Consider the following 19947-nt stretch of genomic DNA (forward strand, 5'->3'; position numbering starts at 1 on the left):
GGCAGGTCGGGCCGGGGGGCCGCGCGGTGAAAATGATCCGAACCCTCACGCCCGAGCCGGTTTCAGGAAGTGGCCTGAGGCGTAATGTTCAAGCATGGACCGCCGCATTTTCGGGCTGGAGAACGAGTACGGCGTCACGTGCACGTTCCGGGGACAGCGCCGTCTGTCTCCGGACGAAGTGGCGCGGTACCTCTTCCGCCGTGTCGTGTCATGGGGCCGCAGCAGCAATGTCTTCCTGCGCAACGGCGCCCGCCTCTACCTCGACGTGGGCTCGCATCCGGAATACGCCACCCCCGAATGCGACAACATCACCGAACTGGTGACCCACGACAAGGCCGGTGAGCGCATCCTCGAAGGATTGCTCACCGACGCGGAACGCCGCCTGCACGAGGAGGGAATCGCGGGCGACGTCTATCTCTTCAAGAACAACACCGACTCAGCGGGCAACTCCTACGGCTGTCACGAGAACTACCTCGTGGCCCGGCACGGGGAGTTCTCCCGGCTCGCCGACATCCTCATTCCCTTCCTCGTCACCCGGCAGTTGCTGTGCGGGGCCGGAAAGGTGCTCCAGACCCCCCGGGGCGCGGTCTTCTGCGTCAGCCAGCGGGCGGAGCACATCTGGGAGGGCGTCAGCTCGGCGACCACCCGTTCCCGGCCGATCATCAACACCCGGGACGAGCCGCACGCCGACGCCGAGCGCTACCGCAGGCTCCACGTCATCGTCGGCGACTCGAACATGTCCGAGACCACCATGCTGCTCAAGGTCGGCGCCACCGACCTCGTCCTGCGGATGATCGAGGCCGGCACGGTCATGCGCGACCTCACCCTGGAGAACCCGATCCGGGCGATCCGCGAGGTCAGCCACGACATCACGGGCCGCCGCAAGGTCCGCCTCGCGAGCGGCAGGGAGGCGTCCGCGCTGGAGGTGCAGCGCGAGTACTACGAGAAGGCGCTCGACTTCTGCGAGCGCCGCGGCATCAACACCGGCACCGTCGCCCAGGTCCTCGAACTGTGGGGCCGGACCCTCGACGCGATCGAGTCGGAGGACCTCGACCGGATCGGTACCGAGATCGACTGGGTCATGAAGTACAAGCTGATCGAGCGGTACCGCGCCAAGCACAACATGACGATGTCGAATCCGCGGGTCGCGCAGATAGACCTCGCCTATCACGACATCCACCGCCGCCGGGGGCTGTACTACCTCCTGGAGAAGAAGGGACAGGCCGCGCGGATCTGCAACGACCTGCGCATCTTCGAGGGCAAATCCGTTCCCCCGCAGACCACGCGGGCGCGGCTGCGCGGCGATTTCATCCGCCGGGCACAGGAGCAGCGGCGCGATTTCACGGTGGACTGGGTGCACCTCAAGCTCAATGACCAGGCGCAGCGCACGGTGCTGTGCAAGGACCCCTTCAGGTCGGTCGACGACCGGGTGGAGAAGCTCATCGCCGGAATGTGACCGCCGGTTTATGGAACAGGGCGGATTTCTTTTCCCTGTGCGGAGCCACCGAAACCTGTGAAAAGGCCGGGCACGCGCTGTGCCCGGCCTTTTCCGCGCCCCGACCTGGCGGTTTCACCCGCCGTGAGCTGCCTGTTCCGCCTCCGGAGCCCAGGCGGTACCCGCGGCGCGCGGGGCGCGTGCGCGCACCTCGCTGAAAAGCGCTGCCGCGTTCCCTGTCGCCGAGGTGAGAGGGCCTAGAGTGACGGAACCGTATCCGCAACACTCTGGGGATCTTGTGCATCGCCGACTCGCAGCCTTCATCATCGTGCCCGCCCTGGCACTCGTCGCCACCGCCTGCGGTGGTGACGACGACAGCAAGGACAAGGCCGATTCGTCCAGCTCGCCCTCGGCGTCCGCTCCCGCCGAGTCCTCGGCGCCCAAGCCGGTCTCCTCGGCCTCGCCGATGCCCACGGTCTCCGGTGCCAAGGACAAGCAGCCCAAGATCACGATCCCCAAGGGCGAGCCGAGCAAGAAGTTCGTCGTCCACTCCGAGAGCGCGGGCGACGGGAAGACCGTGAAGAAGGGCGACTTCGTCTCCTTCGACTTCACCGGCAAGATCTGGAAGAGCGGCAAGGACTTCGGCTCGACCTACGACAAGGGCGGCCAGCCGCAGGTCATCCAGGCGGGCTCCGCGGGGATCATCCCCGCCTTCGCCCAGGCCATGGCCGGGCACAAGGAGGGTGAGCGCGTCCTCGTCGTCGCCCCGCCGTCGGCCGGCTTCGGCGCCCAGGGCAACCAGCAGGCCGGGGTCGCCGCCGACGACACGCTCGTCTTCGTCGTCGACATCAACAAGATCGTCCCGACCACCGAGGTCAAGGGCACGCAGGCGTCGATCCCCTCGGACCTGCCGCAGATCAAGGTCGACGACAAGACCCACAAGGCCGACATCACGATCCCGAAGAACGACCCGCCCACGAAGCTCACCAGCAAGGTGCTCATCCAGGGCAAGGGCGAGAAGATCGAGTCCGGCAACAACGTGATCATGGAGTACAGCGGCGCCGCCTGGAAGATCAACGAGGGCAAGAAGCCCGCGACCCTCTTCGACACCTCCGCCAACCGCGGCGAGCCCTTCGTGACCCCGATCGGCACCGGCGCCGTCATTCCCGGCTGGGACAAGGGCCTCGTCGGCAAGCACGTCGGCGACCGCGTCCTCCTCGTGATCCCGCCGGCCGACGGCTACGGCGACCAGGCCCAGGGCGACACCCTCCCGGCCAAGTCCACCCTCGTCTTCGCGGTCGACGTCGTCGGCGTCGCGAAGTGAGCCCGCGCGGCGGCAGCGGCGTACGGCCCCCGTACGTCCACCGCCGCGCCCCCCGGTGACAGACTGGGCCACGAACGACGGACCGCCCCGCCCGCGGCGGGGCGGTCCTCCTGCCAACACTGGAGCACAGACGTGAGCATCGAGAAGCCCGAGGTCGACTTCCCCGGTGGCGAGCCCCCGGCGGAGCTGGAGATCAAGGACATCTGGGAGGGCGACGGTCCCGTGGCGAAGGCCGGGGACAACGTCCGCGTCCACTACGTGGGTGTCGCCTTCTCCACCGGCGAGGAGTTCGACGCGAGCTGGAACCGCGGCGCGCCGCTCGCCTTCCCGCTCGGCGCCGGCCGCGTCATCGCGGGCTGGGACCAGGGCGTGCAGGGCATGAAGGTCGGCGGTCGCCGCCAGCTCGTCATCCCCCCGCACCTCGCCTACGGCAGCCAGTCCCCGAGCCCCCTGATCAAGCCCAACGAGACGCTGATCTTCGTCTGCGACCTCGTCTCCGTCTGAGCCCCGGAGCACCTCCCGCGCGGCCCCGGGCCCGTACCACGCAGGTACGGGCCCGGGGCCGCGCCCGTACGGAGCCGCTCCCGAACTTTTCCCGCGCCCCCGCGGCGCTGTACGGTCGACGCGGACGAACAGCAGAAAGGGCGTCGATGGCGATTGCCAAGGCCGAGCGGCTCATGAACCTCGCGCTGTGCCTGCTCGGGACCCGCAGGCCGCTGAGCAAGCGTGAGCTGCGCGAGTCCATCGAGGCGTACCTCGAAGCCGCCTCGGACGAGGCGTTCAACCGCATGTTCGAGCGCGACAAGGACGACCTGCGCGAACTCGGCCTCGTCATCGAGACGGTGGAAGGACTCGACGGCGAGATCGGCTACCGCGCGGGCCGCGACAGCAACCGCCTGCCGCCCATCACGCTCGACGCCGAGGAGGCCGCGGCCCTCGGCCTCGCCGCGAAGGTCTGGCAGCAGGCCCGGCTCGCCGGAGCCGCGAGCGGCGCCCTCCAGAAGCTCCGCGCCGCGGGTCTCCCCGAGGACGTCGACCCCTACGGCACCCACACCGCGCTCGAACCGCGCATCCCCGTCCACGAGGCCGCCTTCGAGCCGCTCATGCTCGCCTGCCGCGACCGACGCCCCGTCGTCTTCGACTACCGCAAGTCCACCGCGCCGCGCCCCGAGGCCCGGCACGTCGAGCCCTGGGCCCTGGAGTGCTGGCGCGGCCACTGGTACCTCGCCGGGTACGACCGCGAGCGCGGCGCCGAGCGCGTCTTCCGCCTCTCCCGCATCACCGGCCGGGTCCGCGCCACGCGCGGCGCCTTCACCAGCGAGGTCCCCCCGGTCGTCACCGTCCGCGAGACCGTCGCCGCCTGGGCCGGTGAGAACGCCGACCGCAGCGCCTTCATCCGGCTGCGTGCGGGCTCCGGCTACCCGCTGCGCGCCAAGGCCATCAACGTGCGGTCCGTGGACGGCGAGTGGGACGAGCTGGAGATCCCGTACGGGCACGGGCTCGACGCCTGGCTCGTCGAGTTCGGCCCCGACGTGGTCGTCCTGGAACCGGCCGAGCTGCGCGCCGACGTGCTCGACCGGCTGCGCGCCGTGGCCGCGAGCTGAGCCGCCTCCGCCACGGGACGGCCCCCGTACCCCCGCGAAGCCCCCACCCCGACGCTCCCGACCACGAGAAGGAGGAGGCACATGGCGGCCAACGCCATCGACCAGACCCGGCGGATGCTCTCGCTCGTCACCTACCTGCGCGAGCGGCCGGGCGCCTATGTCGCCGACGTGGCGCGGGCCTTCGGCATCACCGAGGACGAACTCATCTCGGACCTCGACGTGCTGCCGCTGTGCGGGACCAGCTTCCGCGGCGGTGACCTGCTCGACATCGACACCGACGGCGAGCGCATCTGGTGGCACAACGCCGACGACGTCGCGGCCCCGCTCCGGCTCGCCGCCGACGAGGCGACCGCGCTCCTCGTCGCGGCCCGCGCCGTCACGACCCTGCCCGGACTGCGCGAGAGCGACCGGCAGGCGCTGCTGCGCGCGACCGCCAAGCTGGAGACCGCCGCGGGGGACACCGCGGGGGCGAGCAGCAGGCTCTCGGTGACCTTCGAGTCCGAGGGCGGCGTCTTCGCCGAGGTGGACCGCGCGATCGCGGAGCGGCGCCGGTTGTGGCTGCGCTACTACTCGCCCGCGCGCGACGAGCTGACCGAGCGCGAGGTGGACCCCATCCGGCTCTTCGCCGTGGGCCACACCTACATGGAGGCGTGGTGCCGCCTCTCCGAGGACCGGCGCACCTTCCGCCTCGACCGCGTCGCCGCGATCCGCATCCTCGACGAGCCCTCCGCGCCTCCGGAGATGGAGCTGCGCGATCTGTCGGCCGGACTCGTGCAGCCCGCGGCCGACGACCCCGAGGTCACCGTCGAGGTCGCGCCCGCCGGACGCTGGGTCGCCGAGTACTACCCGCACGACAAGGCCGAGGAACTCCCCGACGGCGGACTGCGGATCACGCTGCGCACCCCCGACCCGGCCTCCCTGCGCCGCCTCGCGCTCCGGCTCGGCGCCGACGGCCGTATCGTCGCGCCCGGCGAGCTGGCCACGAGCGCCCGCGCGGCGGCGAAGCAGGCCCTCGCCGCGTACGGCGAGGAGCTGTGACGTCCCGTACGCCCGCCCGAGACCGCGACTCCGCCCGGGACGGTGAGCCCGTCCGGGACGGTGAGCCCGTCCGGGGCGGGGCGCCCGCCCGAGACCGCGAGAGGGAGACAGCCCCGTGACGTCCGCCGAAGGAATCCTGGAAGCGACAGGCGATACCAACGGGCGGCTCTACCGCGCCGCGTGCCCCGCCTGCCGGGCCCGCTTCGACCTCTCCGCCGCCGCGCTGCGGCTCGCCATCGGCGGCAGCCGCAAGACCACCTTCTACTCCTTCACGTGTCCCGAGTGCGGCGAGTCGGTCCGCAAACCGGCGGGGGAGCGGATTGTGGAACTCCTCACAGAAGGCGGCGTCAGCACGCTGCGCCTGCACTCCGCCCTCTGACCCCGGCCTCCCGCCCCCAAGGAACTAGGCTCCCCCGCATGCCCTCGCCCTCCGTTCTCTCCTGGTCCATGATCGCCGTCGCCCTCGGTTTCGCCGGGCTCGCTGTCCTCGGGGTTCTCGGGGTACGGGTGTGGATCGAGGTCCGCCGCCTGGGCCTGCAGGTGGCCCGCACCTCGCAGCGGATCAGCGAGGCGACCGGCGACCTGGAGCGCGCGGCGACCGATCTCGCCCGGACCTCGGGAAGTCTGCCCGCCCAGCGAAGGTGACCTACCGGCGCAGCGACCTGTCATAATCCGCGACCCTCCAGGTACGCTGCTGGCGCGGCCCGGAGCGAGGCGTGGGTCGCGAAACCGGGAATGCGCACAGGGATAGTCCCGTGTTCACCTGTGAGCGCTACGATCGCGGAGCGTACGGAAACCGGACGTGTGTCCAGCTCCCGCTCGCAGCTCCCCATCCCCGCCGCCTCGGTGAGAAGGTAGTACGCCTATGTTCGGAAAGATCGGCGCCCCCGAGATCATCCTCATCCTCGTCGTCGTGGTGCTGCTGTTCGGCGCGAAGAAGCTTCCCGACATGGCCCGTTCGCTCGGCAAGTCCGCGCGCATCCTCAAGAGCGAGGCCAAGGCGATGAAGTCCGAGGGCAAGCAGGACGAGGCCGCCCCGGCCGACCCGCCGGCCGACCAGGCGGTGCCGCGGACCATCCAGGCCGCCCCCGGCGACGTGACCAGCTCCCGCCCGGTCGCCGAGCCCTCGGACACGACCAAGCGCTGAGCGCCCACGCGGCGCCGGAGCAGGCCGGCGTCACCGTACGCACGAGATGAGGACGTGGGTTGCTGAAGTCTGCCCGCACACACGCCGAGAAGGACCCCGAGGGGCGCATGCCGCTCATGGATCACCTCCGTGAGCTGCGCAACCGTCTCGCCAAGGGGGTCCTGGGGATCGTCGTCGTGACGATCGTGGCCGCGTTCTTCTACCAGGACATCGTCGACTTCGTGACGCGCCCCATCATGCACTCGGTGGGCTGCACGGAGACGTTCTCGGACCTGGCCCAGCGGGAGAAGGGCGAGTGCGCGAGGATCGTCATGAACGGGCTGCTCAGTCCCTTCAGCCTGGCGATCAAGGTCTCGCTCATGGCCGGCGTCGTCGGTTCCTCACCGATCTGGCTCTACCAGCTGTGGGGCTTCATCGCGCCCGGCCTGCACCGCAACGAGAAGAAGTACGCCTTCGGTTTCGTCGGCGCGGGCGTCCCCCTCTTCCTCGTCGGCGCCTTCCTGGCCTACCGCACGCTGCCGACGATGGCGAAGGTGCTGCTGGACTTCACCCCGACGAACGCCGAGAACCAGCTGCCCCTGGACGACCTGCTCAACCTCATCACGCGCATGGTGCTGGTCTTCGGCGCCTCGTTCGAGCTGCCGCTGCTCCTCGTCATGCTCAACCTGACCCACATCATCACCGGCAAGCGGATGCTGAGCTGGTGGCGCTGGATGATCATGGGCATCACGGTCTTCGCCGCCGTGGCCACCCCCAGCACCGACCCCGTCAGCATGCTCGCCCTGGCCGGTCCCATCTGGGTCCTCTACTTCGGCGCGACCCTCTTCGCGCTCCTCAACGACCGGCGCCGCGCCGTCAACGACCCGTACGCGGGTCTCGACGACGACGAGGCCGCCCCCCTCGACCTGAGTCCCGCGGACATCGGCGCGGTCGAACGCGTCGGCAGCCCCCGCGCCCTCCCGGAGCAGACCGACCGCGACCGCATCAACGGCTACGACGACGTGACCTGAGACCGCCCCTGTCCCACGGCCCTACCGAGCGGTAAGGTCGCGCCGTGACCAGCGAGATCACCCTCTTCGTGAACCCCACGGCCGGTCGCGGCCGGGGCGCCGCGGCAGCGCGGCCCGCAGCCCGTGTCCTCAGGGACGCGGGCTTCCGCGTGCGGACGGTCGTCGGCACCGACGCCGAGGACGCGGCCTCGCGCGCGAAGGAGGCCGTCGCCGCCGGGACGGCCGCGCTCGTCGCGGTCGGCGGGGACGGGCTGCTCTCGCTCGCGCTCGGGGCCGTCGCGGGGACCCGTACCCCGCTCGGCGTCATCGCGGTCGGCAGCGGCAACGACTTCGGGCGCTCGCTGGGCCTGCCGGTACGGGCGCCCGCCGAGGCCGCCGCGGTCATCGCGCGGGCGCTGCGCGAGGACACGCACCGCGCCGTCGACCTCGGCCGCGTCGCGGGGCGCTGGTACGGCACCGTCCTCGCCACCGGCTTCGACTCGCGCGTCAACGACCGGGGCAACCGGATGCGGCTCCCGCTCGGCCGCTTCCGCTACGACCTCGCGATCCTCGCCGAACTCGCCGCCTTCCGGCCCACCCCCTACCGGCTGCGCCTGGACGACGGGCCCGTGCGCGAGATCGAGGCGACGCTCGTCGCCGTGGGGAACTCGACCTCGTACGGCGGCGGCATGCGGATCTGCGCGGACGCGCGGCTCGACGACGGCCTCCTCGACATCACCGTCGTCGGGCCCTGCAGCCGCGCCACGCTCCTCAAGGTCTTCCCGCGCGTCTACCGGGGCACCCACCTGACGCACCCCGTCGTCACGAGCTACCGCGCCGGTCGCGTGGAGCTCGACGCGGCGGGCCTCACCGGATACGCGGACGGCGAACCGCTCGGCCCCCTCCCGCTCACCGCGACGGCCCACCCCGCCGCGCTGCGCCTCCTCGCGCCGCCCCGCAAGACGGCCCGGGGCTGAGCACGGGCGGGGCCCGAGCGGGGCCCCGCCACGCCGGTGACCTGCGACGACGGAGTACGTCGGTTTTTATGATCGTGTTCTGTCGGCAGGGGCCGGTAGGCTCGATCGCACGATGACAGAGGACCTCTCCCCGGCCGAGCGGTACGCGGCCAGCCGCCGTCGCACCGCCGAAGCCGCCACCGCGCTCGGTGCCTTCCGCGAGATGTACGAGTTCGGGCTCGACCCCTTCCAGATCGAGTCCTGCCAGGCCCTGGAGGCCGGCAAGGGCGTACTCGTCGCGGCGCCCACCGGCTCCGGCAAGACGATCGTCGGCGAGTTCGCCGTGCACCTCGCCCTGCGCCAGGGCAAGAAGTGCTTCTACACGACGCCCATCAAGGCGCTCTCCAACCAGAAGTTCGGCGACCTCAGCAAGCGCTACGGCGCCGACAAGGTCGGTCTGCTCACCGGTGACAACAGCGTCAACGCGGACGCCCCCGTCGTCGTCATGACGACCGAGGTGCTGCGGAACATGCTCTACGCGGGCAGCCCCGCGCTCACCGGGCTCGGGTACGTCGTCATGGACGAGGTGCACTACCTCTCCGACCGCATCCGGGGCGCCGTCTGGGAAGAGGTGATCATCCACCTGCCCGAGTCGGTCACGCTCGTCTCGCTCTCGGCGACCGTCTCGAACGCCGAGGAGTTCGGCGACTGGCTCGACACCGTCCGCGGCGACACCGAGGTCGTCGTCTCCGAGCACCGGCCGGTGCCGCTCTTCCAGCACGTCCTGGCCGGGCGCCGGATGTACGACCTCTTCGAGGAGGGCGGGGGCCGCAAGCGCGCGGTCAACCCCGACCTGCTCCGCATGGCCCGCATGGAGGCCGGACGCACCGGCTACGGCGGCAAGCGGCGCGGGCGCGAGGCCGACAGGGAGCGCGAGCGCCGCCAGCGGAGCCGGACGTGGACCCCGGGACGCCCCGAGGTGATCGACCGGCTCGACTCCGAGGGCCTGCTCCCCGCCATCACCTTCATCTTCAGCCGCGCGGCCTGCGAGGCCGCCGTGCAGCAGTGCCTCTTCGCCGGGCTGCGCCTCAACGACGAGTCCGAGCGCCTCGCCGTGCGCGAGATCGTCGAGGAGCGCACCGCCTCGATCCCGCCCGAGGACCTGCACGTCCTCGGCTACTTCGAGTTCCTGGAGGGCCTGGAGCGGGGCATCGCCGCGCACCACGCGGGGATGCTCCCGACCTTCAAGGAGGTCGTCGAGGAGCTGTTCGTACGGGGCCTGGTCAAGGCCGTCTTCGCGACCGAGACCCTCGCGCTCGGCATCAACATGCCCGCGCGCTCCGTCGTGCTCGAAAAGCTCGTCAAGTGGAACGGCGAGCAGCACGCCGACATCACGCCGGGCGAGTACACCCAGCTCACCGGGCGGGCCGGGCGGCGCGGCATCGACGTCGAGGGGCACGCCGTCGTGCTGTGGCAGCGCGCCATGAGCCCCGAGCACCTCGCGGGCCTGGCGGGCACCCGTACGTACCCGCTGCGCTCCAGCTTCCGGCCCTCGTACAACATGGCCGTCAACCTGGTCCAGCAGTTCGGGCGGCACCGCTCGCGCGAACTCCTGGAGACCTCCTTCGCGCAGTTCCAGGCCGACCGCTCCGTCGTCGGCATCTCCCGCGACGTGCAGCGCAACGAGGCGGGACTCGCGGGCTACAAGGAGTCGATGACCTGCCACCTCGGGGACTTCGAGGAGTACTCGCGGCTGCGCAGGCAGCTCAAGGACCGCGAGAACGAACTCGCCCGCGAGGGCGTCAACCAGCGGCGCGCCGCGGCTGCCGCCGCGCTGGAGAAGCTGCGCCCCGGCGACATCATCCACGTGCCGACGGGCAAGTTCGCCGGGCTCGCCCTGGTCCTGGACCCGGGCGTTCCGGCCGGGCGCGCGGTCGGTGGCCGCCGCGGGCGCGACTTCGACGCCTTCGACGGGCCCCGCCCGCTCGTACTGACCGCCGAGCGGCAGGTCAAGCGGCTCAACGGCGTCGACTTCCCGGTGCCCGTCGAGGCCCTGGACCGGATGCGCGTGCCGAAGTCCTTCAACGCGCGCAGCCCCCAGTCCCGCCGCGACCTCGCCTCGGCGCTGCGCACCAAGGCCGGGCACCTCGTCCCCGAGCGGCACCGCAAGGGCCGTGCCGAGGCCGCGGACGACCGCGAGATCAACCGGCTGCGCACCGAACTGCGCGCGCACCCCTGCCACGGCTGCTCCGAGCGCGAGGACCACGCGCGCTGGGCCGAGCGGTACCACCGGCTGCTGCGCGACACGAAGCAGTTGGAGCGCCGTATCGAGGGCCGGACGAACACCATCGCGCGCACCTTCGACCGGATCGTCGCGCTCCTGACCGAACTCGACTACCTGCGTGGGGAACAGGTCACCGAGCACGGCCGGCGGCTCGCGCGGCTCTACGGGGAACTCGACCTGCTCGCCTCCGAGTGCCTGCGCGCCGGGGTCTGGGAGGGCCTCGGCCCGGCCGAGCTGGCCGCCTGCGCCTCCGCGCTCGTCTACGAGTCGCGCTCGGGGGACGACGCGGGCGCGCCCAAGGTGCCCTCGGGCAAGGTGACGTCGGCGCTCACCGAGATGGTGCGCCTCTGGGGCAGGCTCGACGCGGTCGAGGAGGACTTCGGGATCAGCCGGACCGAGGGCGTCGGCCAGCGCGAGCCGGATCTCGGCTTCGCCTGGGCCGCGTACGAGTGGGCCTCGGGCAAGGGGCTCGACGAGGTGCTGCGCGAGGCGGAGATGCCGGCCGGCGACTTCGTGCGGTGGACGAAGCAGATCATCGACGTCCTCGGCCAGATCGCCGCGGCGGCCCCCGGCCAGGGGAGCACGGTGCCGAAGGCCGCCCGCCGGGCGGTGGACGGGCTCCTGCGCGGAGTGGTCGCGTACACCTCGGTGAGCTGAGAAGGCGGGCGATCGATTTCAGTCGCTACTGATCGGAATTGATCTCGAAAGAAAGAAGGCGGGTCTCATTTCCTCGCGGGGGAATGAGTCCCGCCTTCTTTTGTGCGAAAAAGTATTAGCGCATATGTGCGTCGGTGGAGCCGAAAGGGTGAACGCGACCCGCCTGACCTGCGTGGATGCCCGGCGGGCGAGGTGGGACAAGCCGCTTTCCCCGCCCCTGTTGGCGTATAAATGGGCTCGATTCTAGGCCGCGCGCGGTGCGCCATGGGCTTGCTCGCGGAATATGACACCCGGCGCGTCGAGGCGCACTAGGCTCGCCGACGCAGCGCCCCGGTCCCCCGGTCGTGTCCCTTACGCATGCCCGTACCCCGGACCGGATCGCGCCGTCCTTTCCGTCGATCGCGCTTGAGGGCATACATGGTGAGTGTCGCTTCACCCCCCGCTTCGCCTCCCGCCGTCCGGCCGGCGCCTCTGCCGAGGATGCTGCTGACCGGCCTCCCGCTCCTGGCGGCCACCGTGGTGGCGGGCTCGTTCCTGACCGGGGCCGCCAGGATCACGGCGCTCGCCGGGGGAGTGGTCGCCCTCGCGCTCGGGCTCGCCCTCACCGCCGAGGTCGTTCGCGGCCAGCGGGCCCGGGTGGCCGAGTACCGCGCCTACCGCCGCCATCTCACAGAGGTCCAGAACCTCGTGGACACCAACGACGAGCGCCTCTACTACCTGACCGACGTCGTCCTGCCCCGCATCCACGAACTCGCCTGCGCCGGGATCATGGACCGGCGCATGGAAGAGCTGATCCGTGAGTACCCGAAGTGGCGCGAGGACTTCACGGACCCGGAACTGCACCTCGTCAGCTCCATCATCGGCTCCCTGCACGAGATGGAGAACATCCGTCACTCCACGGTGTGGCACTACATCAACATCACCCGCAGGCTCCAGGCCGTCGCGCACTCCATGTCCGAGGAACTGCGCGAGATGGAGGAACGCCACGGCCGCGCGCCCGAGTTCTTCGACGACCTGCTCCGGGTCGACCACGCCTGCTCGATGATGATCCGCTGGGCGGACGACCTCGCCACCCTCGGCGGCGGTCGTCCCAGCCGCCGCTGGCCCGGACCCGTGTCGCTGCTCAGCACGCTGCGCGGGGCACAGGGGCGCATCCTCGAATTCCCGCGCATCCACATCATGGACATCCCGGACATCGACCTCAAGGGCAACGAGACCGAGGGCGTCCTCCAGGCCGTCGCCGAGCTGATGGACAACGGCTGCAAGTACTCCGCGCCCAGCTCCAAGGTCTTCGTCAGCGCGATGCGCGTGGAGAAGGGCATCTCGATCTCGGTCGAGGACCAGGGCGGCAGCACCGACATGATCGACAAGATCATGTCCCGCTTCAAGAACATCTACCGCTACGCCAAGACCAACCGGGACATCGGCCAGTACCGCTACGAGACGGGCATCGGCTACTTCGTCCTCGGACGTCTGTGCCTCAGCTACGAGATGAACCTGGAGGTCCGCCCCTCGGCCTACGGCGGCCTGCGCGCCATCCTCTTCGTGCCCGAGCACCTGATCGAGGGCATCAACATCGACTACCCCGCCCTCAAGCGCAAGCGCCTGCTCGCGCACGGGATCGGCGCCGAGGCGGTGCCGCGCTTCGACGAGAACGACGAGCCGATCGTGCCGCTCCCGCGCCGGGAGCACATCCCCTACAGCAAGTACGCGGGACCGCCCGAGCGGAACGAGGACGGCGAGGCGATCCCGCCCACGACACCGCCCGACGCGCCGGTCTACACCGAGCGCACCCCCGAGGGCCTGCCCCAGCGCCGCCGCACGATGCCGTACCACCCGGGCGTCGGCTTCGCCCAGTACGCCACCGAGGAGGAGTACCTCGCGGAGCAGGCGAGCATCGCGGAGCAGACGGAGATCAACATGCGCGCCGCCGCCGCCGAGTCGTGGAACGGCCCGGTGGGGGACCGCGAGGCGCCGTACGGGACGGGCCGCGGGACAGCGCGCGAGGACGACTGGGAGCAGCCCGAGCCCGGGATCGCGATGGCCGCCTTCTTCGCGGCGGCCAAGGGCGGGGGCCTCCCCGAGGGACACGGCGAGCCGGAGAAGAAGCCCGCCGACAGCGAGTACGACGACATCGAAGAGGGGGACGAGTACTGATGCCGCAGTTCGATCAACTGCTCAAGGAGCTGGACGACACGGTGGCCGGGGTCCACCAGATCGTGGTCCTCTCCGCCGACGGGCTCCAGATCGCCCGGCACGGCGGGGAGCAGGACGCCGCCGACCGCGTCGCCGCCGCCTGCGCCGGGCTCCAGAGCCTCGCCGCGGCCGTGGGCCAGGAACTCCCCGGCTCCAAGGGCCAGATGCAGATGGTCGTCATCGAGGTGGACGAGGGCTACTTCTATCTCATGGCGGCCGGGACCGGCGCGTACCTCGCGGTCCTCGCCGACGCGCGCACCGAGGCCGGAGTCGTCGGCCACCGCATGCGGGAACTCGCCCGGCGCCTCGGCCCGCACCTGACGAGCCCGCCGCGCCGGACGGGCACCGTCGTCCGATGACCATCCCTTCCCGGCGCAGGCGCCGCAGCACGCAGGAGAGCCCGGCACCGGGCGGTGCCACGCGGGGGAGCCCGCACCAGGACGGCACGGCGGCGGAGCGGGACGGCACGACGGACGACGGTCCGCGGCCGGACGGTACGGCGGGGGAGGAACCCCGGAAGGCCGGCGGGCCGGGGCAGCCGGGGCGCTTCTACGCGCTCACCGGCGGCCGGGGCGGCGGAGAGGAGATCGACCTCGTCTCGCTCGTCCAGACCGTCGCCGTCCCCGCCGCCGGGCTCCAGCCCGAAGCCGCCGCGGTCCTGCGCCTGTGCCGGACCTCGCTCTCGGCCGCCGAGCTCTCGGCCTACCTGCGGCTGCCGTTCGGCGTCGTGGCCGCGCTCCTGGCCGGGCTGCACACCGAAGGGCTCGTACGAATCCTGCGCCCGGTGCGGCCGTCGCACGACACAGCCGACCGTTCCCTCCTCGAAGCGGTGATGCATGGACTTCAACGACTCTGACCTCCTCCCCGGCCCGCGGACCGAGGACCTGCTCCCGGACACCGTCACGGCGGGCGTGAAGCTCGTCGTCGTCGGCGGCTTCGGCGTCGGCAAGACGACGATGGTCGGCTCGGTGAGCGAGATCAGGCCGCTCACCACCGAGGAGACGATGTCCAAGGCGAGCATCGGGGTGGACAGCCTCTTCCGCACCCGGGCGAAGACCGCGACGACGGTGGCGATGGACTTCGGCCGCATCCGCATCAACGACGAACTCGTCCTCTACCTCTTCGGCACCCCGGGCCAGGAACGCTTCTGGTTCCTGTGGAACGGGCTCTTCGAAGGGGCGCTCGGCGGGGTGGTGCTCGTCGACACCCGCCGGCTGGAGACGAGCTTCGAGGTGATGGGGCGGCTGGAGGAGCAGGGCGTGCCGTACGTCGTCGCCGTCAACCGCTTCCCGAAGTCGCCCCGTTACCCGGCGGAGACGCTGCGCGCCGCGCTCGACCTGCCCGCAGAGGTCCCGATCGTGGAGTGCGACGCCCGCGAACGCGCCTCCAGCAGGGACGTCCTCCTCGCGCTCGTCCACTACCTGGGCGTGATCGCGGACAGGCGGGGCCTGCGGACCTGAGCCGGAACGCGCGGGCCCTCGCACCCGCAGGCACTCGCACCCGCACGTCCTCGCACCCGCCCCGTCCTCGCACCCGCCCCGTCCTCGCACCCGCGCGGACGGCCCCGCACGCCTGGCACTCGCGCGCCCCGGTACCCGTCCGACCCGCACCCGCACATCCTCCATGCCCCGCACCTCTCCACCCCCGGCCCCCTTCTCCCGGAGTTCCCGTGACCACACCCGTCCCGCCCGAGGGCGCCGTCCCGCCGCCCGGCTGCCCCGCCCACGCCTCCGCCGCCCCGGCCCGCCCGAGCCCCGACTACTCCGGCGTGCCCGCTCCCGAGGGGCGCGACCCGGCGACCGAGGTGGACAACCCCAACATCGGCCCCGGCCGGGCCCGCAGGCTCAACGGCCCGGACGCCGAGCGCGACCAGCAGGGGCTCTACGACACGCTGCGCCTGGAGTACGGAGAAGTCGCCCCCGTGCTGCTGCCCCGGGACGTGCCCGCCTGGCTCGTGCTCGGCCACGAGGAGAACCGCTTCGTGTGCGCGCACCCGGAGCTGTTCACCACGGACGGCCGCGAGTGGCGCCTGCTCCAGGACGGCACCGTCGGCCCCGACCACCCCATGGCGCCCATCTTCATGTGGCAGCCCGTCTGCGCCTTCGTCGAGGGCGAGGAGCACGAGCGGCTGCGCGAGCCCCTGGAGGAGAACCTGCGCGTCACCGACCTGCGCGAACTGCGCAGGCTCGTGCAGACGGGCACGTACACGCTCCTCAACGACCTGTGCGAGGAGGGTTTCTGCGACCTCACCGAGGACTACTGCGAGCGCCTCCCGATGATCGTGCTGCTCGGCCTCTTCGGCATGTCGCACCTGTACGACGACCGTTTCCTCGAAGCGGCCCGCGACCTCATCAAGGGCACCGAGACCGCCAACGCGAGCAACGAGCACCTCATGAGGCTCTTCCGCGCCGAGGTCGAGCGGGCGCGGGCCGAGCCGGGCGACGACTTCGCCTCACAACTCCTCGCCCACCGGGCCGGGATGAACGCGCGCGAGGTCTCCGAGCACCTGCGCATCGTCCTCATCGCCGCGTACGAGACCACGGCGAACCTCCTCGCCAACGCGATGCGCATCCTGCTGGTCCAGATGGAGGTGCGCGGCCGGGTCGGCGCCGGGCGGCTCAACATCTACGAGGCGATCGAGCAGGCCCTGTGGGACGAGCCGCCCTTCAGCGCCATGCTCGGGCGCTACGCGCTCCAGGACGTGGAGGTGGGCGGGCGGCTCATCAGGAAGGGCGACGCCGTCATGCTCGGCTACGCCGCGGGGAACGTGGACACCCGCGTGCGTCCCGAACTCGACGCGCCGGTACGGGACAACCGCTCCCACCTCGCCTTCGGCCGCGGCCCGCACGCCTGCCCCGGGCAGTACCTGGGCCGTCAGCTCTGCCAGCTCGCGCTGGACGACCTGCTCGCCTGGTTCCCCGACATGCGCCTCGCGGTGCCCTCCTCGCAACTGCGCTGGTCGGGCTCGCTGCTGAGCCGTCACCTCGTGGAGCTGCCAGTCCGCTTCGAACCGCGCTCCCAGCGCGACGAGGAGAGCATCGGCACCTTCGGGGTCCCGCTCCCCAAGGGCGCGGGCATCTTCCCGCCGCCCGACGAGGAGCACGACCTGATGCCCGTCGAGGTCCCGGAGAAGGTTCTCGAAGCCGAGCGGGAGGCGGGGGAGTGGCGGGCGGCCAAGAAGAGGCGCGAGCAGGCCGAACAGGACGGTCCCGCCTCGGTGGACGCCGCCGGTGGTGCGGGCGCGGAGGCCGAGGCGCTGCTCCCGGGGCCGCGTCGCCCGCTGCGGGACTGGCTGCGGCGCTGACCACCGCTCAGTCGCGCGCGGTACGGGCCCAACGCAGCGGGTCGTGCCAGGCGGTGAGCGTGCGCCCGCTCGTGAAGCGGCGCCGCTCACCGCTCAGCGGGTCCGTGAACTCGACCGACCTGGCGAGGAGTTGGAGCGGGCGGCGGTAGTCGGTGGGGTCCGGGTCCGTGACGCGCGGGTAGAGGGGGTCGCCGAGGAGGGGCAGGCCGAGGCCGTTCATGTGCGCCCGCAACTGGTGGGTGCGGCCGGTGCGGGGGAGCAGCCGGTAGCGGGCGAGGAGCGGGGGAGTGCCGGCGAGGGCGGGGGCGGTGCGCACGCCGAGGAGTTCCACGCGGGTCTCGCTGTTCGGCTCGGCGCCCGCGACCTCGCGCGCCGCCATCTCGCCGCGCTCCTTGACGAGATGGCTGCGGACCGTGCGGGGCAGGGACAGCGCGGGCGCGTGGGCGGCGACCGCCTCGTACTCCTTGCGCACCTCCTTGCGCGCGAAGAGCGACTGGTACGCGCCGCGATCCCCGGGCCTGACGACGAAGAGGACGAGCCCGGCGGTGAGGCGGTCGAGGCGGTGCGCGGGGCTCAGCGCCGGGATGCCCAGGTCCCGGCGCAGGCGGGCGAGCGCGGTCTCGGTGATGTGGCTGCCGCGCGGGGTGGTGGCGAGGAAGTGCGGTTTGTCGACGACGAGGAGGTGGTCGTCGCGGTGCACGACGCGGAGCGGGAAGGGGACGGCGGGCTCGGGCGCGCGGGTGCGGTGGAACCAGTACGTGCCGCCGGGGCCGCGCTCCCCGCCGTGCGCGGGACGCCCGCCCGCGTCGACGAACTCGCCCGCGCCGAGCATCGCGTCGACGACGGCCGACGGCACGGGGAGCCGTTCGCGGAGATAGGCACGCAGGGTGCCCTCGTGGGCGTCGGGGACGCGCAGGCGGATGGCGTCGATGCCGTCCCGCTGGGGGAGGGGGGAAGGAGGACGGGGACGGCGCGGCACGAGACCAAGGGTACGGGGACGCTTCTCATGGCGTCGGCTTCGCCTCCGGGAGCGCCGGTGCCGGTGTCGGGAGACTCGACGTGCTCGGCCACTCGTTCCTCGCGACCTGCGCGCGACGAGCCTCCCGACACCGTCGCGCTCCCTTCGGCTCGGCCGACGCTGCTCGGCCCTGCGGGCCTCGGCGGGTGGGTCCGCGTCTTTCAGGCGGCCTCCGTGCCCTCTTGTTCGGCCTCGATGCGCGCGTTCCAGTCCCTCTTGCTGGCCTGCCAGCCGTCCTCGTTGTGGCCGAGGCGCCAGTAGCCGGAGACGGAGAGGCGGTCGCGGCCGATGCCTCGGTCGAGGCGGAGGTGGCGGCGGAGGTCCTTGACGAAGCCGGCCTCGCCGTGGACGAAGACCTGGACCGTCGCAGGGTCGCACTCCACCGTGCGGACGGCGGCGACGAGCGCCTCGCCCGCCGGGCGTTCGCCCCGGTGCAGCCACGTCAGGTTCACCCCGGCGGGAATGTCGAGCTTCTGCTCCTCGGTCGCGTCCGCGACCTCGACGAAGACGTCGCCCTTCGCGTCGGCGGGCATGTTCTCGACGGCCGCCGCGATCGCGGGCAGCGCGCTCTCGTCCCCCGCGAGCAGGTGGCTGCTCGCCTCCGCCTCGGGGCGATAGCCGCCACCGGGACCGGCGAAGTACAGGACGTCGCCCGGCTTCGCCGCCGCGGCCCAGGGGCCCGCGAGGCCCTCGTCGCCGTGCACGACGAAGTCGACGGTCAGCTCGCGTGCCGCGCCGTCCCAGCGCCGCACGGTGTACGTACGGGTCACGGGCCACTGCTCGCGCGGGAAGTCCGCCCGTACCCGCCCCATGTCGAAGGGCTCGGGGTACGTGACGCCCTCGCGCGGGAAGATCAGCTTGATGTAGTGGTCCGTGTACTCGTCGGCGGCGAACTCGGCGAGCCCGTCGCCGCCGAAGACCACCCTGACCATGTGCGGCGTGAGCTGTTCGGTGCGCAGCACCTGCCCGGAGTGGGTGCGCCCGCCTTTGCGTGCGGGCCGTTCGGCGTCAGCCATGGGGTCCCCCCGATCGATCTGCTTAGGTAAGCCTAAGCTAGCACTTCACCGGGTGAGTGTGTGCAGCACGCGATCGAGCGAGCCACCGAGCCCCCAGCGCTCCCCGAGCGCCGTGAGGACCTCCCCGTCGCGCGGCTCGTCCGGCAGCCGCTCGTCGAGGTCCTCGGGTACGGGGATGTCGCGCGCGACCCGGACCACCGCGGGGGCCACGTCCAGGTAGGGGGCCGACTCGATGAGGCGGCGGCGCTGGGCCGGGGTGATCTTCGAGGCGGGGTCGGCGGCGGCGGCGCGGATGCCGTCGAGGTCGCCGTAGGCCGCGAGGAGCTTCGCGGCGGTCTTCTCGCCGATCCCCGGTACCCCGGGCAGTCCGTCGCTCGGGTCGCCGCGCAGGGTCGCGAGGTCCGCGTACCCGGGCCCGTCGACCCCGTATTTCTCGCGCAGCAGCGCCTCGTCGGTGACCTGGAGGCTGCCGACGCCCTTGAGCGGGTAGAGCACGCGGACACCGCGCGCGTCGTCGACGAGCTGGAAGAGGTCGCGGTCGCCCGTGACGATGTCGACCGGGCCGTGCGCGCGGGTGGCGAGGGTGCCGATGACGTCGTCCGCCTCGTAGCCGGGGACGCCGAGCCGCGCGATGCCGAGCGCGTCGAGGACCGCCTCGATCACCGGGACCTGCGGCGAGAGCGTGTCGGGCACCTCCTCCTCGTCGGGACCCGCCTCCGTCTCCTCGGCGACCCTGTGCGCCTTGTAGCTCGGGATGAGGGAGACCCGCCACTCGGGCCGCCAGTCGGCGTCCATGCAGGCCACGAGGGCGTCGGGGCGGTGGTCCTGGACGAGCCGCGCGATGAAGTCGAGGAGGCCGCGCACCGCGTTGACCGGGGTCCCGTCGGGCGCGCGCACCGAGTCGGGGACGCCGAAGTAGGCGCGGAAGTAGAGCGAGGCGGTGTCGAGGAGCATGAGCCGGGGAGTCTGCGTCACGCCT

19 protein-coding genes are annotated in these 19947 nt (G+C 71.9%); 16 read left to right on the forward strand and 3 right to left on the reverse strand.

Annotation, left to right across the window (positions count from 1 at the left end):
• Window positions 1–94 precede the first annotated feature (94 nt).
• From pafA to STTU_RS27830, 16 genes are all read left to right on the forward strand, one after another.
• Complete coding sequence (gene pafA, locus STTU_RS27755; RefSeq protein WP_007829021.1) at window positions 95–1456, forward strand: Pup--protein ligase; 1362 nt, start codon at window positions 95–97, stop codon at window positions 1454–1456.
• Between the two features lie 277 nt (window positions 1457–1733).
• Complete coding sequence (locus tag STTU_RS27760) at window positions 1734–2759, forward strand: FKBP-type peptidyl-prolyl cis-trans isomerase (RefSeq protein ID WP_007829023.1); 1026 nt, start codon at window positions 1734–1736, stop codon at window positions 2757–2759.
• 132 nt (window positions 2760–2891) lie between these two features.
• Window positions 2892–3263 carry an FKBP-type peptidyl-prolyl cis-trans isomerase gene (locus STTU_RS27765; protein ID WP_007829025.1) on the forward strand — a complete coding sequence of 124 codons (372 nt, stop codon included), beginning with the start codon at window positions 2892–2894 and terminating at the stop codon, window positions 3261–3263.
• A gap of 146 nt (window positions 3264–3409) precedes the next feature.
• Window positions 3410–4363: a helix-turn-helix transcriptional regulator gene (locus STTU_RS27770; protein WP_007829026.1), complete on the forward strand. Its 954-nt coding sequence runs from the start codon at window positions 3410–3412 to the stop codon at window positions 4361–4363.
• 81 nt (window positions 4364–4444) lie between these two features.
• Window positions 4445–5401, forward strand: coding sequence for a helix-turn-helix transcriptional regulator (locus tag STTU_RS27775; RefSeq protein ID WP_007829028.1), 957 nt, complete (start codon window positions 4445–4447; stop codon window positions 5399–5401).
• 115 nt (window positions 5402–5516) lie between these two features.
• On the forward strand, window positions 5517–5780 hold the full coding sequence (locus tag STTU_RS27780; RefSeq protein WP_007829029.1) for a hypothetical protein: 264 nt from the start codon (window positions 5517–5519) through the stop codon (window positions 5778–5780).
• A gap of 38 nt (window positions 5781–5818) precedes the next feature.
• Window positions 5819–6046: a hypothetical protein gene (locus tag STTU_RS27785; RefSeq protein WP_007829031.1), complete on the forward strand. Its 228-nt coding sequence runs from the start codon at window positions 5819–5821 to the stop codon at window positions 6044–6046.
• Window positions 6047–6266: 220 nt separating this feature from the next.
• The gene (gene tatA, locus STTU_RS27790; protein WP_007829032.1) at window positions 6267–6548 is read left to right on the forward strand and encodes a Sec-independent protein translocase subunit TatA; all 282 of its coding nucleotides are present in this window, start codon (window positions 6267–6269) and stop codon (window positions 6546–6548) included.
• A 59-nt stretch (window positions 6549–6607) separates the two neighbouring features.
• A complete protein-coding gene (tatC, locus tag STTU_RS27795) occupies window positions 6608–7558 on the forward strand; it encodes a twin-arginine translocase subunit TatC (protein WP_007829033.1) in 951 nt (316 codons plus the stop codon).
• 44 nt (window positions 7559–7602) lie between these two features.
• A complete protein-coding gene (locus STTU_RS27800) occupies window positions 7603–8514 on the forward strand; it encodes a diacylglycerol kinase (protein ID WP_007829034.1) in 912 nt (303 codons plus the stop codon).
• Window positions 8515–8626: 112 nt separating this feature from the next.
• Window positions 8627–11434, forward strand: coding sequence for a DEAD/DEAH box helicase (locus tag STTU_RS27805; RefSeq protein WP_007829035.1), 2808 nt, complete (start codon window positions 8627–8629; stop codon window positions 11432–11434).
• Window positions 11435–11914: 480 nt separating this feature from the next.
• The gene (locus STTU_RS27810; protein WP_007829036.1) at window positions 11915–13591 is read left to right on the forward strand and encodes a sensor histidine kinase; all 1677 of its coding nucleotides are present in this window, start codon (window positions 11915–11917) and stop codon (window positions 13589–13591) included.
• Window positions 13591–13989 carry a roadblock/LC7 domain-containing protein gene (locus STTU_RS27815; protein ID WP_007829037.1) on the forward strand — a complete coding sequence of 133 codons (399 nt, stop codon included), beginning with the start codon at window positions 13591–13593 and terminating at the stop codon, window positions 13987–13989. Before STTU_RS27810 ends, STTU_RS27815 begins: the two co-directional genes overlap by 1 nt.
• The gene (locus STTU_RS27820) at window positions 13986–14486 is read left to right on the forward strand and encodes a DUF742 domain-containing protein (RefSeq protein ID WP_043256545.1); all 501 of its coding nucleotides are present in this window, start codon (window positions 13986–13988) and stop codon (window positions 14484–14486) included. Before STTU_RS27815 ends, STTU_RS27820 begins: the two co-directional genes overlap by 4 nt.
• The gene (locus STTU_RS27825) at window positions 14467–15090 is read left to right on the forward strand and encodes a GTP-binding protein (RefSeq protein ID WP_009063638.1); all 624 of its coding nucleotides are present in this window, start codon (window positions 14467–14469) and stop codon (window positions 15088–15090) included. Before STTU_RS27820 ends, STTU_RS27825 begins: the two co-directional genes overlap by 20 nt.
• A gap of 209 nt (window positions 15091–15299) precedes the next feature.
• Window positions 15300–16934 (forward strand): cytochrome P450, encoded by a 1635-nt coding sequence (locus tag STTU_RS27830; RefSeq protein WP_007829040.1) that lies wholly within the window; start codon window positions 15300–15302, stop codon window positions 16932–16934.
• 7 nt (window positions 16935–16941) lie between these two features.
• Here STTU_RS27830 and STTU_RS27835 read toward each other — a convergent pair whose 3' ends face one another.
• From STTU_RS27835 to STTU_RS27845, 3 genes are all read right to left on the reverse strand, one after another.
• Window positions 16942–17913, reverse strand: coding sequence for a pseudouridine synthase (locus STTU_RS27835; protein WP_007829041.1), 972 nt, complete (start codon window positions 17911–17913; stop codon window positions 16942–16944).
• 200 nt (window positions 17914–18113) lie between these two features.
• Complete coding sequence (locus STTU_RS27840; RefSeq protein WP_043256547.1) at window positions 18114–18968, reverse strand: siderophore-interacting protein; 855 nt, start codon at window positions 18966–18968, stop codon at window positions 18114–18116.
• Between the two features lie 45 nt (window positions 18969–19013).
• Window positions 19014–19922 carry a 5'-3' exonuclease gene (locus tag STTU_RS27845; RefSeq protein WP_007829045.1) on the reverse strand — a complete coding sequence of 303 codons (909 nt, stop codon included), beginning with the start codon at window positions 19920–19922 and terminating at the stop codon, window positions 19014–19016.
• Between the last annotated feature and the right edge of the window lie 25 nt (window positions 19923–19947).

This window comes from Streptomyces sp. Tu6071 (genome assembly GCF_000213055.1).
GTDB classification, from domain to species: domain Bacteria; phylum Actinomycetota; class Actinomycetes; order Streptomycetales; family Streptomycetaceae; genus Streptomyces; species Streptomyces evansiae.

Bases quoted from the DNA above. Each gene is read 5' to 3' on its own strand.
- pafA (WP_007829021.1), top strand. From the start codon at position 95: ATGGACCGCCGCATTTTCGGGCTGGAGAACGAGTACGGCGTCACGTGC.
- STTU_RS27770 (WP_007829026.1), top strand. From the start codon at position 3,410: ATGGCGATTGCCAAGGCCGAGCGGCTCATGAACCTCGCGCTGTGCCTG.
- STTU_RS27775 (WP_007829028.1), top strand. From the start codon at position 4,445: ATGGCGGCCAACGCCATCGACCAGACCCGGCGGATGCTCTCGCTCGTC.
- STTU_RS27785 (WP_007829031.1), top strand. From the start codon at position 5,819: ATGCCCTCGCCCTCCGTTCTCTCCTGGTCCATGATCGCCGTCGCCCTC.
- tatA (WP_007829032.1), top strand. From the start codon at position 6,267: ATGTTCGGAAAGATCGGCGCCCCCGAGATCATCCTCATCCTCGTCGTC.
- STTU_RS27805 (WP_007829035.1), top strand. From the start codon at position 8,627: ATGACAGAGGACCTCTCCCCGGCCGAGCGGTACGCGGCCAGCCGCCGT.
- STTU_RS27810 (WP_007829036.1), top strand. From the start codon at position 11,915: ATGCTGCTGACCGGCCTCCCGCTCCTGGCGGCCACCGTGGTGGCGGGC.
- STTU_RS27815 (WP_007829037.1), top strand. From the start codon at position 13,591: ATGCCGCAGTTCGATCAACTGCTCAAGGAGCTGGACGACACGGTGGCC.
- STTU_RS27820 (WP_043256545.1), top strand. From the start codon at position 13,986: ATGACCATCCCTTCCCGGCGCAGGCGCCGCAGCACGCAGGAGAGCCCG.
- STTU_RS27825 (WP_009063638.1), top strand. From the start codon at position 14,467: ATGGACTTCAACGACTCTGACCTCCTCCCCGGCCCGCGGACCGAGGAC.
- STTU_RS27840 (WP_043256547.1), bottom strand. From the start codon at position 18,968: ATGGCTGACGCCGAACGGCCCGCACGCAAAGGCGGGCGCACCCACTCC.
- STTU_RS27845 (WP_007829045.1), bottom strand. From the start codon at position 19,922: ATGCTCCTCGACACCGCCTCGCTCTACTTCCGCGCCTACTTCGGCGTC.